Origin of the sequence: Paenibacillus sp. FSL W8-1187 (assembly GCF_037965485.1) — a bacterium.
Taxonomy (GTDB): domain Bacteria; phylum Bacillota; class Bacilli; order Paenibacillales; family Paenibacillaceae; genus Paenibacillus_O; species Paenibacillus_O pasadenensis.
In genome coordinates, this window is sequence record NZ_CP150181.1 from 583754 (window position 1) to 597047 (window position 13294).

A 13294-nucleotide genomic window follows, 5' to 3' on the forward strand; every position below is an offset into this window, starting at 1 on the left:
CGCGTTTTGGACGCAAGCAGGATAGGAACCTATAAAAAGCAGGCCGCAAGAGCCTGCACAAGGAGAGAAACCGAAATGACGAATGCAGCTGCCGTTGTCCGTACCAATGATTACCGCGAGATCGTCGCCGGGCGCCGCTCGGTGCGCGAGTACGATCCGTCCGTCAAGATCAGCCGCGAGGAAATGACGGAGCTGCTGGAGGAAGCGACGCTGGCGCCTTCCTCCGTCAACCTGCAGCCGTGGCGCTTTGTCGTCGTCGAGAGCGAGGAGGCGAAGGCGGCGCTGGCGGAGATCGCTCCGCGCAACCGCACGCAGGTCATCACGTCGGCGGCGGTCATCGCCGTGTTCGGCGACATGCAGGCGTTCGACTATGCCGGCGACATCATGGCGAGCTCCGTCGCCAAGGGCTACATGACGCAGGAGGTCATGGACCAGATGCTGGCCAATTACGGCGCCTTGTTCGGCAGCGTGCCGAAGGAGGCTTTCCGCGACATGATCCTGCTCGATACCGGCCTCGTCAGCATGCAGATCATGCTCGCGGCGCGCGCTCGCGGCTACGATACGAACCCGATCGGCGGCTACGACAAGTCGCGCGCAGCCGAGACGTTCGGCCTCGAGGCGGACCGCTACGTGCCGTCCATGCTCATCTCGATCGGCAAGGCCGCCAAGGACGCCCGCCTCACGACCCGGCTGCCGGTCGACCGCGTCGCCGAATGGAAGTAAGGGGCGGTCAAGGCTAGGCCGCGCTTGCAAGGAGCTGCTCCAGGTCCGCGAATCGGGCCGGGGGCGGCTTTTTTCTGCGGGAGGGAGGTTGTGGGAGGGAGGCAGTAGGTGGGGGGCTGTAGGTGCGAGGCGTCGGCGTGGGGTTGTAGGTGCGAGGCTGTGGGCGCGAGGCGTCGGCGTGGGGCTTTGGATGTGAGGCTGTAGGTGGGGCTGTCGGTGGGGCTGTCGGTGTGGGCGCGGGGGTTCGGCGCGTACGCTTGGCGAAGCTTTGCGGGAGATATGTCGGAGCATTGCGGGGGCCTTGCGGTTGCTCTTGCGGCCCGCGATTGTTTGAACCGGCCCGCGATCGCAGGTATGCTAAGGGCACGGGACTACATAGGGAAAGGTCGTGCGAGCAGATGGCAGTGCTCATCAATGAGCAGATCAAGGCGTTCGAGGTGGAGCTGACCGGCCTTGGCGGAGAGCGGCTCGGGGTCGTGGAGCGGGCGGAGGCGCTGGAGCTGGCGCGGGCGGCGGGAGCGGATCTCGTCTGCACGTCGCTCATGAGCAGCCCGCCTCCGTGCCGGCTGATGCCGAAGGGCAAGGGTAAGGCGGCCGCCCAGCAAGAAGCGGCTGCGGCGCGGCGCTCGGCCGCACCAGCGGGAGCCGGCGGCAAGCCGGGTGCTGGCGGCAAGGGCGGCGCAGCAGCGAAGGGCGGAGCGGACAAGGCGAAGGAGCTGCGCTTCACCGCCCACATCGAGGAGCATGACTACGAGACGAAGCTGCGCCAGGCGGACAAGCATCTGCGCTCGGGCAAGCCGGTGCAGCTCGTCGTCAAGGCGAGCGGCGCCAAGGAGGCGGCGGCCGCCAAGGCCGTCCTGGAGCGGCTGCTGGCCGATCTCAAGGAGGCCGGCGTCAAGGAAACGGGCGTCCAGTCGAGCGGCAAAGGCTCGCAGGTGCGCGTGAATCCGAAGTAGGGCGAAGCAAGGGGAAGGCTAGGAAGGAAGCAGGCAAGCAGGGCAGGCAAGCAGGGCAGGCAAGCAATGCAGGCAAGCAATGCAGGCAAGCAATGCAGGCAAGGCAAGGCTAGGCAAGGAGGGGCAGTTCCGGCGCGTGCCGGGGCCGCCCTTCTTTTTTGGGGCAGTGATTACGCAGCGGGGGAGAGCAGCTCGGCTCGAACGGGGCTCTCACGCTGGAGATACGCGGAAAACCCGAGTAACTATGCTCGAACGTGTGCCTCCACGGCGGAGCTACGCGGAAAACCCGAGTAACTGTGCTCGAACGGTGGCTCCCACGCCGGAGTTGCGCGGAAAACCCGAGTAACTGCGCTCGAACGGGGCTCTCACGCCGGAGTTACGCGGAAAACCCGAGTAACTGCGCTCGAACGTGTGCCTCCACGCCGGAGTTGCGCGGAAAAACCGAGTAACTGCGCTCGAACGGTGGCTCTCACGCCGGAGTTACGCGGAAAAACCGAGTAACTGTGCTCGAACGGTGGCTCTCACGCTGGAGATACGCGGAAAACCCGAGTAACTGTGCTCGAACGGTGGCTCTCACGCTGGAGATACGCGGAAAAACCGAGTAACTCGGCAGCTCGGGTTGGAGCTCGAAAGACGAGCTCGCGGCAAGCTGTAACCCGATTATTTCGGGTTGGAGCTCGAAAGACGAGCTCGCGGTAAGCTGTAACCCGATTGTTTCGGGTTGGAGCTCGAAAGACGAGCTCACGGTAAGCTGTAACCCGATTGTTTCGGGTTGGAGCTCGAAAGACGAGCTCGCGGTAAGCTGTAACCCGATTATTTCGGGTTGGAGCTCGAAAGACGAGCTCACGGTAAGCTGTAACCCGATTGTTTCGGGTTGGAGCTCGAAAGACGAGCTCGCGGTAAGCTGTAACCCGATTGTTTCGGGTTGGAGCTCGAAAGACGAGCTCACGGCAAGCTGTAACCCGATTGTTTCGGGTTGCAGCTCGAAAGACGAGCTCGCGGCAAGTTGTAACCCGATTGTTTCGGGTTGGAGCTGGATGGGTCGGTGAATTCGGGAGAACGGAATGTGTTCCCGCTCCGCGAGCGGCAGCAGGTTCCGAGCACCAGCTCCCCGTTCCGCGAAGAGGAGCAGGCAGGGGGTCATCGGTCAGGGACCAGGCGATGACGGGCGAGGGAACTGAGCGGCTCCGTTTGATCGAATCCAAAGAGCGAAGCGGACGGGGGCTCGTGGAGAAGCGGCAGCGGTTCCCTTGGAGGCCGGATTCCTTCCGTTTCGGAAGAATACGATCAAAGGAATCTGGGCTCCAGGGAGATCGGAACGAGTTCCCGCTCCGCGAAGCGGGTGCAGGATTTCGCCCTCCGCTCGGTGGAGCGGCCAGAGCTTGCTCCGCGCGCCAGCCGCCCTCCGGGCTTCACGCATGCGAGAAGCGCTGCCGGTAGCTGCGCGGCGACAGCCCCTCGTACTTGGCGAAGCAGGAGGCGAAGTACGCCGCCTGGTTGAACCCGACGTCGCCGGCGATGCGCGAGACGGGATAGTCGGTGCGCAGCAGCAGCAGCTTGGATTGGTCGATGCGGTAGCGCAGCAGGTATTCCTTCGGCGAGCAGCCGAATTCCTTTTGCATGCAGCGGGCGATGTAGACGGAGTGGAAATTCAGGCTCTCGCTCATCGCGCGGGCGCTGATGTCCTCGCGGTAATGCTGGCGCAAATAGGCCGCGGCCTGCGCGGCGCACGCCGCCGAAGGCGACGTCGAGCGCGCGTCGAGACCGGCCGACAGCTGCTGCAGCAGCTCCTGGAACAGGATCTGCTGGCGCCAGAGCGCGCCGCCGACCTGGCCGCTGCTCGTCATCGCCGTGAGCTGCCCGAGCAGCTCGAACATGCGCGCGGGCTCGACCAGGTCGGCGTACTGCGGCATCTGCACGGAGAACAGCGGCGCGTTCATTTTCCACTCGGCATCATGGGCGTTGTCGGGCTCCTCCCCGGCGAAGACGTCGCGGCTGATCCATTCTCCCCGCGGATCGCGGTAGAGCGGCAGCCGCTCGTCGGTGGCGGTCCAGTAGCCGTCATGCTTGAAGTGCAGCCAGTAGCAGCGTGTGCGCATCCGCGTCGGCGCGGTGCCGTAATGATGCGCGTCGGGCCGCAGGATGAGCGCCTGTCCGGGACCGACCTCGTAGCTCCGATCGCCCTCGGTGACGAGCAGCTCGCCTTCCTCGACGGCGAGCAGGTCGAACAGCCCGATGTTGCAGCGGTCGACATGGACCATGCCGGGAGGGTGGTCCTCATGCCCGCTCGCGATGTAGTAGGGCAGCGGGGGCAAGGCGAATTGCAGCAGCTTCATCATCGGCTCCTCTCCGGCGTAACGGGGCCCGCAAGCGGTCCGTTTTCAGCCCTCGCATCAAGTTTCTTTTTTGAAAGTTCAGGTTGCATCCGTGATACCTCAAAGCCAGTATAGCACTTATAATACGGATGGACCAACAAGCTCGGCACAAGGCTCAATCCCGCTCCATTCCTAGGAATATTAGGTTGTAAGGCGGCAAGGTCGACGAAAGGGCTTTCATGTCGGAGCTACGCTTCTTGTATGCCAGCAATCCAGGATGGAGGTTTCATTCATGAAAAACCGCAACTACTCGCTATGGGCGCTCTCCTGGCCCATCTTCATTGAGCTGTTCCTGCAGTTCCTGCTCGGAGCGGCGGATACGTTCATGGTCAGCGAGATCTCCGACGACGCGGTCGCGGTCGTCGGCTTCTCGCATCAGCTGTTCAACGCGCTGACGGTGCTGTTCACGGTCATCGCCAGCGGCGCCGGCATCCTCATCGCGCAGAAGCTCGGCGCGCGCAAGGAGGAGGACGCCCGCTCGATCAGCATCATCGCGCTCAAGACGACGGTGCTCATCGGGGCGGCGATCAGCGTTCTGCTCATCGCGCTGCCGGGCCCGATCGCGAGCCTGCTGCAGATGCCCGAGGAGCTGCTGCCGCTGGCGCGCACCTACATCTCGATCGTCGGCGGCAGCATGATCCTGGCGGCGATCATGAGCACGCTCAGCGCGGCGATCCGCAACACCGGCAACACGCGCGGACCGATGTATACGGCGATCGGCATGAACGTCGTGCATATCTTCCTCAACTACGGCTTCATCTACGGCGCGTTCGGCCTGCCCGAGTGGGGCCTGGCGGGCGTCGCGATCAGCACCGTCGTCAGCCGCCTGCTCGCTTCGGCGCTGCTCGTCTACATGTTCCTGTTCGCGTTCGAGCGCCGCATCTGGTGGGGCGACATCAAGCTGTGGAGTCGCAGCCTGTTCCGGGAGATCCTGCGCATCGGCTGGCCGCTCGGCGTCTACTCCGGCAACTGGGTGCTCTCGCAGCTCGTCATCTTCACGTTCATCGGCACGCTCGGCGCGGCCCAGCTGGCGGCGCGCACCTATATGAACACGCTGGAGTCGTTCTGCTTCCTGATCGGCTTCTCGATCGCGCTGGCGACGCAGATCCGCGTGGCGCATCTGTTCGGCGCGGGCAACACCCGGGAGGCGTACAAGGACGCGTACAAAGGACTGTGGATCGGCCAGCTCGTCGTCATCGCCAACTCGTTCATCATCTTCCTGTTCGGTAGCCAGGCGCTCGGCCTGTTCACCTCCGACCCGGACATCCTGGCAATCTGCGCCGGCCTGCTCGGCCTGAACCTGCTGCTGCAGCCGGGCAAGATGCTCAACATGACGATCGCCGATTCGCTGAACGCCGTCGGCGACACGCGCTTCACGATGTATGTCTCGACGATCAGCATGTGGGGCGTGGCGGTGCTCGTGTCCTATTTCTTCAGCATCCATCTCGGCTATGGCCTGACCGCCATCTACATCTGCATGATTGCCGACGAATACTTGCGCGGCTTCGTCTGCTGGCTGCGCTGGCGCAGCTTCAAGTGGGCTTCCCGCGCCGGCTCGCCCGAGCTGCCGGCGCAGGGCGCAGCGGCCGCGGAGGCGTGAGGCCGCCGGCCTGAGCCTCGCAACCGCAAAGACGGTGCTTTATCCCCTAGGGGATAAGCACCGTCTTTTTTGCTGCGAGCGTTATTTTAGCTGCGGGCTGGAGAGCGCCGCGTCGGACTGGCAGCGCGGCTGCGAAAGCGAAGCAAGGGAACAAGTTCCCTTGTGCAAGCGTGTGCGTGCCGATCCAGCCGCGCCGCCGCCTCAGCGCAGGCCGATCGTCACGATCTCGGCCGGCCCGACGGCGAGCTCGAGGCGGCCGTCCCGCAGCTCGAGCGCTTCCTCCGTCTCCTGCTCGAGCACGCCGGATTTGTAGGCGCTCGAAGCGCCGGCCGGGGCCAGCAGCCGCAGCGAGGCGGGCTCGCGCTTCAGGTTGTACAGGCGCACGACGAGGTCGCCGGTGACGGGGCTGGCCTTGAAGGCGGAGAAGGCGATCGACTCGCCCTCCCACGCCAGCGGCGAGCCGACGGCCGCGAGCTTGCCGACATGGACGCCGGTCTGCACCGCCGTCCAAGGCGTCTGCAGCTGGTACGCCTCGGCGAACGCGCCGCTCGCCACGAGGTCGCCGCCATGCGGCACGAGCGCCAGGCGCGCTTCATGCGGCCCGATGCACTGGGCCTCCGGCGTCGGGAAGTAGCCCCAGTCGCCGAGCTCGCCGGTCGAGCGTAGCAGCGTGACGGCGATCGTATTGCGGCCGTCCCGCAGCACCTCGTACTCGCATAGGCCGACGTTGGCGACCGTCAGGCCGGCGGCCGAGCCGTCCGCGGCTTGGCCGCTCACATCGGCGAAAGCCTGCTGGTGCTGCGCATTGCTCGGATTCTCCCATTCCGGAGCGGGCTCGGTCGAACGCACGGCCGCTTCGAAGATCGAGTCGGCGGTATGCGTATCGGCCTGCAGGTTGGTCGGGAACAGCAGGCGGACGCGATGGTCGCGGGCCTGGTTGTCGAACGAGCTGACGATGTCGAGCCGGCCGCTACCTTGCTCCAGCGACAGCACCGTGCGCAGGCGCAGCGGGACGAGCTTGGCCGAGCGCCCGGCCTGGCGCTGCGGGTAGTACACGATCTCGCGCTGCTCGCGGTCCAGCGTCTCGTCGGCCGACGCCGGCACGGCCCATTCGTGCACGATCTCGAGCGAGGCGCGGCCGGGGCCGTTCTCCACGACCGACACCGCCGCCGGCACGCCGCGCGTCGTCAGCGGCTCCACGCCCTTCGGCGCCATGAACATGTACTCGTTGCCGATGTCGCCGCTGTCCTCGTAGATGCCGAGGCCGGGGAACGTCTGTCCCGTGCGCCGATCGGTCAGCGCGAACGAGCCGTCCTCCGCCACCTCGACGCGGAGCACGCCGTTGTCGAGCGTGCGGGCATCGGCCGCGATGTCGGGGGCCGTCTCCGGCCGCGCGTCCGAGCGGACCCAGGCGTAGGCGGCGTGGCCGAGCGCCGGCACGGCGTCCGCCTGGAACGTCAGGCGCACGCGGCGGCACTGGTACGGCTGGCGGAACGCGTCGTCCGGCAGGTCGTAGCCGAACTGCAGGCCGAGGTCCTCGACCTTGCAGGCCAGCGCCCGGCCATCCGCGCCGACGAGCGCGCGTCCGCTCAGGTCGAGCTCCTTCATGCGGCGGTTCATCTCGCCGAAGCCGACGCCGTCGCGGAAGTAGATCCGCGCCGCGTCCAGCTCGACCGATACGGTGCCGCTGCGCTTCCAGCCCGAAGGGTTGAAGACGACGAACGGCAGCGCATCCGCGCCATAGCTGCCGAAGACCGACGTGTCGACCGCCTCGGCGACGAACGCCGCCGAATCGGCCACGATCGTCTCGGCGACATGGCGGCTCTTGTCGAAGCGGGTTACCATCTCGCGGTGCACCTCGTCGACGCTGCAGCCGCAGATGCTGTCATGCGGATGGTTTTGAAGCAGCAGCTTCCAGGCGTAGGCAAGCAGATGCTGCGGGTAGTCCTTGCCGACGAGTCGGGCATAGGCGGCGAGCGGCTCGGCCGAGCGCTCCAGCACGGACTGCCCGGCGGCGTTCAGCTGCTTGAGGTAGACGCGCGAGGAGGCGGTGTTGACGAGCGTGCCCCAGCCGTCGGTGAGCTGGCTGCGCAGCTCGCCGCGCACGACCGACAGCGCGGACCCGCCCGCTGCCGCGCGTACGGCGTCGAGATAGTCCGGGAAGTTGGAATGGACGAATTCCACGTCCGGCTCCACGGCGCCGGCGACGCGGATCGCCTCGGCCAGGTCGGTCTGGATCGGCTGATGGTCGCAGCCGTTCATGAACAGCAGATGCGGCGTCGAGGCGTAGCGCCCGGCGTCCGCCAGCTTGCGCTCCCAGTAGGCGCGGGACTGCTCCTCGTCGGTCGGCACCTCGTTGCCGTTGGAGTACCAGTTGGCGAACAGGATGCCGAGCACGCGCGAGCCGTCCGGTCCTTCCCAGACGAGCTCGGAGAAGGAGCTCTCATAAGCGCTCGACTCGCCGACCTCGTTGTTGAAGCCGGTCGGCTTGACGCCGCGGCCGAACAGCGCGTTGTCGATGCCCGCCTGCCGCATCAGCTGCGGCGTCTGGCCGAACAGGCCGAACGTATCCGGGAAGTAGCCGATCTTGGATACGGGACCCCAGCGGCCCGCTTCCTCATGGCCGATCTGCAGGTTGCGGACGTTGGCCTCCCCGCTCGTCAGGAAGGCGTCCTGCAGGATGTACCACGGCCCGATGCCGATGCGGCCCTCGCGGATGAGCTTTTCGAGGCGGGAGCGGTTCTCCGGCCGGACCTCGAGGTAGTCGTCGAGGATGATCGTCTGGCCGTCGAGGAAGAAGCTGCGGTAGCCGGGATCGGTCTCCAGCGTGTCCAGCAGCGAGTCCATCAGCTGAACGAGGCGGACGTGGTGCTTCTCGTACGGGAGGTACCATTCGCGGTCCCAATGGGTATGAGAGAGGATGTGCGCGGTGCGCTTGGTCATGGCGATCGGTCCTTTCGGTGCAGGATGGTTCCAGCATACCTGTCCGGCATGCGGAAGATCTATCGAAGATGGCGACGGCCGCCCTGCGATCGGACGACAGGTCCGGGCGCGAGGCGGCCGTGCGGATGGATCGGCGCCAGGGCGGGCCGAGGGCGGCAGCGCGCGAAAAAAGCGCAGCCGCCGGCCATAGCCGCGGCCGCTTGCGGCTTGACGCTGTTGGCGACGGTCAGCCGCGGCCGATCAGGCCGTCCTGCATCGCCCGCCAGACGAGCTGGGCGAACAGGCTGTTCGACCAGGCGAACCATTTGCGCGTGAATACGGACGGGTCGTCGGAATGGAAGCCCTCGTGCATGTAGCCGGTGTCGGCGTCGGTCGCCTCGAGCAGGTCGATCATCGCGAGCTTCTCTTCGTCGGAGATCGCGGTCAAGCCTTGCATCGAGAGCGCCATATGCCAGATGTAGCCGTCCGGCGTGTGCGGGCTGCCGATGCCTTTGGCCTGCTTGCCTTCGAAGTAGTACGGATTCTCCGAGCTCAGCGCGAAGCGGCGCGTGTTCAGGTAGATCGGATCGTCTGCGGCCGCATAGCCGAAGTACGGGATCGACATGAGGCCCGGCGTGCCGGCGTCGTCCATCAGGCAATGGTTGCCGTAGCCGTCCGTCTCGTAGGCGTAGATCGGGCCGAACTGCGGGTGGCGGAAGATGCCATACAGCCGGATGCCGTGCTCCACCTCGGCGGCGAGGTCGGCGAGCTCCTTGACGAGCGCCATGTCGCGGAACACCCACTCGGCGATCTCCTGCATCTGGCGCATCGTCACGACGGCGAACATATTGGCCGGAATGTTGTAGTGGAAGTCGCAGGCGTCGTCGCTCGGGCGGAAGCCGGACCAGATCATGCCGGTGTAGTTGACCGGCATGCCGAGCCCTTTGTTCCGGAGGGAGTCCTCCGGGATGCCGTTGTCGCGCACGAAGCGGTACGGCGACTGCTCGAAGTGCCGCTGCTCCCTTTTCCACAGGTCGATCGCCGCGCGCATCGCGCGCTTGAAGTCCGTGTCGAAGATGGCGGTATGCTTCGTCTCCTGCCAGTAGGCGTAGGCGAGGCGGAACGAGAAGCAGATCGAGTCGAGCTCGAACTTGCGCTCCCACACCCACGGCCCCATATCGGTCTCGTCGGTCGTGTTCCAGTGCCAGTCGTTGGCCGATTCGTTGAACGCGTTGGCGTAAGGGTCGATGAGGATCATCGCCATGTGGCGGCGGATCAGCCCTTCGAGGATGCGCTGCAGGCCGGCGTCGTCCTTGGCGAGCGGCACGTAGTGGATGACCTGCTCGACGGAATCGCGCAGCCACATGGCCGGGATGTCGCCGGTGATGACGAACGTCGTGCCGTCGGGCATCAGCTTGGTCGTCGTCTCCAGCGTGTTGGGGAAGCAGTTGCGGAAAAGCCGCTGCAGCTTCGGCCGGCCCGCGAGCTTGGCCTCGGCGTCGTCCAGCGCCTGGCGCACGGCCGCCGGCAGCTTCAGCTCCGGCATCGGAATGGCGGGAAGTCGGAATTGCTCCATGATCGGTCCATCTCCTTGAGCTATAGTGGGGGTTCGCCCGCGCGGCTGCCTGCGCCCGCGCCCGAGGCGTCGGGAGCTGCGGAGGAAGGGAGGGAGGCAGCCTCCTTCCCTTCCTTCAGCGGTTCGTTAGGCATGTTAGGCGGCGAACCCCGGTTGAGTTAGCGATAACCTACTCTTTTACCGCGCCGATCGTCAACCCCTGCACGAAGTAGCGCTGGAAGAACGGGTAGGCGAGCACGATCGGGCCGGTGGCCAGCACGACCATCGCCATGCGGGCCGTATCCTGCGGCATGTTCTGCAGGCCTTGGGCGAGCGAGGCGTTGCTCGACGCCTGCGACAGCAGGAACTGCATGTTCGTCTCGATGCGCATCAGCATGGACTGGAGCGGCACGAGATTCGGATTTTCGATGTAGAGCAGGGCGTTGAACCAGTCGTTCCAGTAGCCGAGCGTGCTGAACAGCGCGATCGTGGCCAGGCCCGGCAGCGCGAGCGGCAGGACGAGCTTGTAGAAGATCTGCAGCTCGGAGGCGCCGTCGATCTTGCCGGACTCGATGATGGCGTCGGGCACCATCGTCATGAAGAACGTGCGCATGATGAGCACGTAGAACGCGTTCACCATGAGCGGAAGGATGAGCGCCCAGACGTTGTCCTTCAGGCCGAGCATCTGCGTCACGACGATGTACGTCGGCACGAGGCCGCCGTTGAACAGCATCGTGAAGAAGGCGAAGAAGTTGAAGAACTTGCGGTACTGAAAGCTCTTGCGCGAGATGCCGTAGGCGTACAGCGTGACGACGAGCAGGCCGAGCGCCGTGCCGACGACGGTCACGAAGATCGTGACGCCGTAGGAGCGGAGCAGGGCGTCGCCGTTCTGGAGCACGTAGCGGTACGCTTCGAGGCTCCACTCGGCGGGAATCAGCCGGTAGCCGTCCGCGGCCAGCGCCTGCTCGTTCGTGAACGAGATGATGATGATGAAGACGAACGGGAACACGCACAGCAGCGCGAACAGGCCGGCGACGGCGTGGAACGCCGCGTTCCACGCCGGACTCAGCTTATGGAAGTCGCGGGCCGCCTTGGGCGGCAGCGTGGCAGACGGTTTGGACATGGTAGGGCTCCTTTCTTGGGGGAAAAGGCGGGAAGGACGGGAGACGGTAGCGGATGCTCCTGGCCTTCGGGAATGCCGCTGGGAGACTGCTCGATCGGCTCTCGGAAAGCCGCTGGGAGAAGCGGACTGCTCGACCGGCTGCCGGAACGCCGCTGCGAGAAACGGAATGCTCGACCGGCTCCGGGAACGCCGCTGCGAGAAACGGAATGCTCGACCGGCTGCCGGAATGCCGCTGCGAGAAACGGACTGCTCGACTGGCTCCCGGAATGCCGCTGCGTGAGACAAGCCTTCCTCCGATCCCGCTGGAACGCGGATGCCTGGATCGCCCGACCCCCGAAGGGGTGGGCATCCGCCTTCCAAGGGGACCGCTGCCGCTTCTCCGAAAGGCCCGTCTCCCTCCGCTCCATCGTCCGCCGGTCTCCCGTCCGTCCCGCCCCCTGGTTTTGGGGGCGGTGGTGCGCCTCCCGCAATCTGGGAGGCGGCAGGCGCTAGCCGCGCTTGACGCCGCGCGAGCGGCCTCGCGCCTCAAGCGCCGGAACAGCCGGAATAATCGGCTGTCGAAGGCCCGCCAGGCGGAGCCGGCTGGATTGCGGCAGCAGGGGAGCGGAGGCGGCGAATTCTCCTGAAGAAGCGGGAGCGGTTCCCTTGGAGGCCGGATTCCCACCCTTTCGGGGAGGGAATTCAGAGGAATCTGGGCTCCAGAGGAATCGGAGGGAGATTCGTCCGTCGCAGCGGGCTCCCTGCGCGTCAGCGAAAAGGTTCGGCGCAGCGGGCCGAATTGCGGCAGCAGGGGAGCGGAGGCGGCGAATTCTCCTGGAGAAGCGGGAGCGGTTCCCTTGGAGGCCGGATTCCCACCCTTTCGGGGAGGGAATTCAGAGGAATCTGGGCTCCAGAGGAATCGGAGGGAGATTCGTCCGGCGCAGCGGACTCCCTGCACGTCAGCGGAATGCTCCGGCGCAGCGGGCTCCCTGAGCGTCAGCGAAAAGGTCCGGCGTAGCGGACTCCCTGCGCGTCAGCGGAATCTCCGGCGGAGCCGGCCGAATTGCGTCAGCGGGCTCCCTGAGCGTCAGCGGATAGGTTCGCCTTTAGAACAGCGTGTTGTCCTTGTTCACCCGGCCGACGATCCAGTTGGACGTAATGACCAGGATGAAGCCGACCAGCGACTGGTACAGCCCCGCCGCCGTCACCATGCCGAACTCGCCGGTCGTCTTGAGGCCGCGGTACACATAGGTGTCGATGACGTTCGTCACCGAGTAGAGCGCGCCGGAGTCGCGAGGCACCTGGTAGAACAGGCCGAAGTCGGCGTAGAAGATCTTGCCGATCGCGAGCAGCGTCAGGATCGTCATGAGCGGCGTCAGCATCGGGATCGTAATGTTCTTGATCTGCTGCCACTTGTTCGCGCCGTCGATCATCGCCGCCTCGTACAGCGAGCGGTCGATGCCGAGGATCGAGGCGAGGTAGACGACGCTGTTGTAGCCGATCGCCTTCCACAGGCTGATGAACACGAGGATGAACGGCCAATACGTCGGATCGGAGTACCAGTTGACCGGATCGAGGCCGATGCCGCGCAGCGCCTGGTTGAGCAGCCCCTTGTCGAGGCTGAGGAAGCTGAATGCGAAGTAGCCGACGATGACCCAGGACAGGAAGTACGGCATGAACATGCCCGTCTGGTACAGCTTGGACATGCGCTTGCTCGCGATCTCCGACAGCACGATCGCCATGGCGACCGCCGCGACGAGGCCGATGACGATGAAGACGACGTTGTACAGCAGCGTGTTGCGCGTGATGATCCAGGCGTCGTTCGTGCTGAACAGGAACTTGAAGTTGTCGAGCCCGACCCACGCGCTGCTGATGACGCTGTCGATGAAGCCGTGGCGGCTGACGCGGTATTCCTTGAAGGCGATGATGGCGCCCGCCATCGGGATGTAGGAGAAGATGAGGAACCACAGCGCGCCCGGCAGGACCATGAGCAGGATCGCCTTGTTGCGGTTCAGGCTGCGGAAGAAGCCCGCCAGTCCGTTCATGATGGCATGCCCCCTT

The 13294-nt window shown here is 65.4% G+C and carries 8 protein-coding genes; 3 read left to right on the forward strand and 5 right to left on the reverse strand.

All coding sequences use genetic code 11. The features are described from left to right. Nucleotides 1-75: 75 nt before the first annotated feature. Both NYE40_RS02625 and NYE40_RS02630 read left to right on the forward strand, forming a co-directional pair. Nucleotides 76-723, forward strand: coding sequence for a nitroreductase family protein (locus NYE40_RS02625; RefSeq protein ID WP_339279261.1), 648 nt, complete (start codon nt 76-78; stop codon nt 721-723). Nucleotides 724-1121: 398 nt separating this feature from the next. After that, complete coding sequence (locus tag NYE40_RS02630; RefSeq protein ID WP_339279262.1) at nt 1122-1679, forward strand: translation initiation factor IF-3; 558 nt, start codon at nt 1122-1124, stop codon at nt 1677-1679. Between the two features lie 1412 nt (nt 1680-3091). Here NYE40_RS02630 and NYE40_RS02635 read toward each other — a convergent pair. Beyond that, a complete protein-coding gene (locus tag NYE40_RS02635; RefSeq protein ID WP_339279263.1) occupies nt 3092-4018 on the reverse strand; it encodes a helix-turn-helix domain-containing protein in 927 nt (308 codons plus the stop codon). Between the two features lie 268 nt (nt 4019-4286). Between NYE40_RS02635 and NYE40_RS02640 the strand changes: the two genes are divergently transcribed. Next, on the forward strand, nt 4287-5654 hold the full coding sequence (locus NYE40_RS02640; protein ID WP_028597993.1) for an MATE family efflux transporter: 1368 nt from the start codon (nt 4287-4289) through the stop codon (nt 5652-5654). Nucleotides 5655-5855: 201 nt separating this feature from the next. Here NYE40_RS02640 and NYE40_RS02645 read toward each other — a convergent pair whose 3' ends face one another. From NYE40_RS02645 to NYE40_RS02660, 4 genes are all read right to left on the reverse strand, one after another. Then, nucleotides 5856-8597, reverse strand: coding sequence for an alpha-mannosidase (locus tag NYE40_RS02645; protein ID WP_339279264.1), 2742 nt, complete (start codon nt 8595-8597; stop codon nt 5856-5858). Nucleotides 8598-8823: 226 nt separating this feature from the next. Further along, nucleotides 8824-10152 carry a glycoside hydrolase family 125 protein gene (locus tag NYE40_RS02650; RefSeq protein WP_028597991.1) on the reverse strand — a complete coding sequence of 443 codons (1329 nt, stop codon included), beginning with the start codon at nt 10150-10152 and terminating at the stop codon, nt 8824-8826. A 169-nt stretch (nt 10153-10321) separates the two neighbouring features. After that, on the reverse strand, nt 10322-11254 hold the full coding sequence (locus NYE40_RS02655; protein ID WP_043111039.1) for a carbohydrate ABC transporter permease: 933 nt from the start codon (nt 11252-11254) through the stop codon (nt 10322-10324). Nucleotides 11255-12339: 1085 nt separating this feature from the next. Continuing rightward, nucleotides 12340-13278 carry an ABC transporter permease subunit gene (locus NYE40_RS02660; protein ID WP_339279265.1) on the reverse strand — a complete coding sequence of 313 codons (939 nt, stop codon included), beginning with the start codon at nt 13276-13278 and terminating at the stop codon, nt 12340-12342. Between the last annotated feature and the right edge of the window lie 16 nt (nt 13279-13294).

What these genes read in the sequence shown, in the direction of transcription:
- NYE40_RS02625 (WP_339279261.1), top strand. Translation starts at nt 76, where the DNA reads ATGACGAATGCAGCTGCCGTTGTCCGTACCAATGATTACCGCGAGATC.
- NYE40_RS02630 (WP_339279262.1), top strand. Translation starts at nt 1,122, where the DNA reads ATGGCAGTGCTCATCAATGAGCAGATCAAGGCGTTCGAGGTGGAGCTG.
- NYE40_RS02635 (WP_339279263.1), bottom strand. Translation starts at nt 4,018, where the DNA reads ATGATGAAGCTGCTGCAATTCGCCTTGCCCCCGCTGCCCTACTACATC.
- NYE40_RS02640 (WP_028597993.1), top strand. Translation starts at nt 4,287, where the DNA reads ATGAAAAACCGCAACTACTCGCTATGGGCGCTCTCCTGGCCCATCTTC.
- NYE40_RS02645 (WP_339279264.1), bottom strand. Translation starts at nt 8,597, where the DNA reads ATGACCAAGCGCACCGCGCACATCCTCTCTCATACCCATTGGGACCGC.
- NYE40_RS02650 (WP_028597991.1), bottom strand. Translation starts at nt 10,152, where the DNA reads ATGGAGCAATTCCGACTTCCCGCCATTCCGATGCCGGAGCTGAAGCTG.
- NYE40_RS02655 (WP_043111039.1), bottom strand. Translation starts at nt 11,254, where the DNA reads ATGTCCAAACCGTCTGCCACGCTGCCGCCCAAGGCGGCCCGCGACTTC.
- NYE40_RS02660 (WP_339279265.1), bottom strand. Translation starts at nt 13,278, where the DNA reads ATGAACGGACTGGCGGGCTTCTTCCGCAGCCTGAACCGCAACAAGGCG.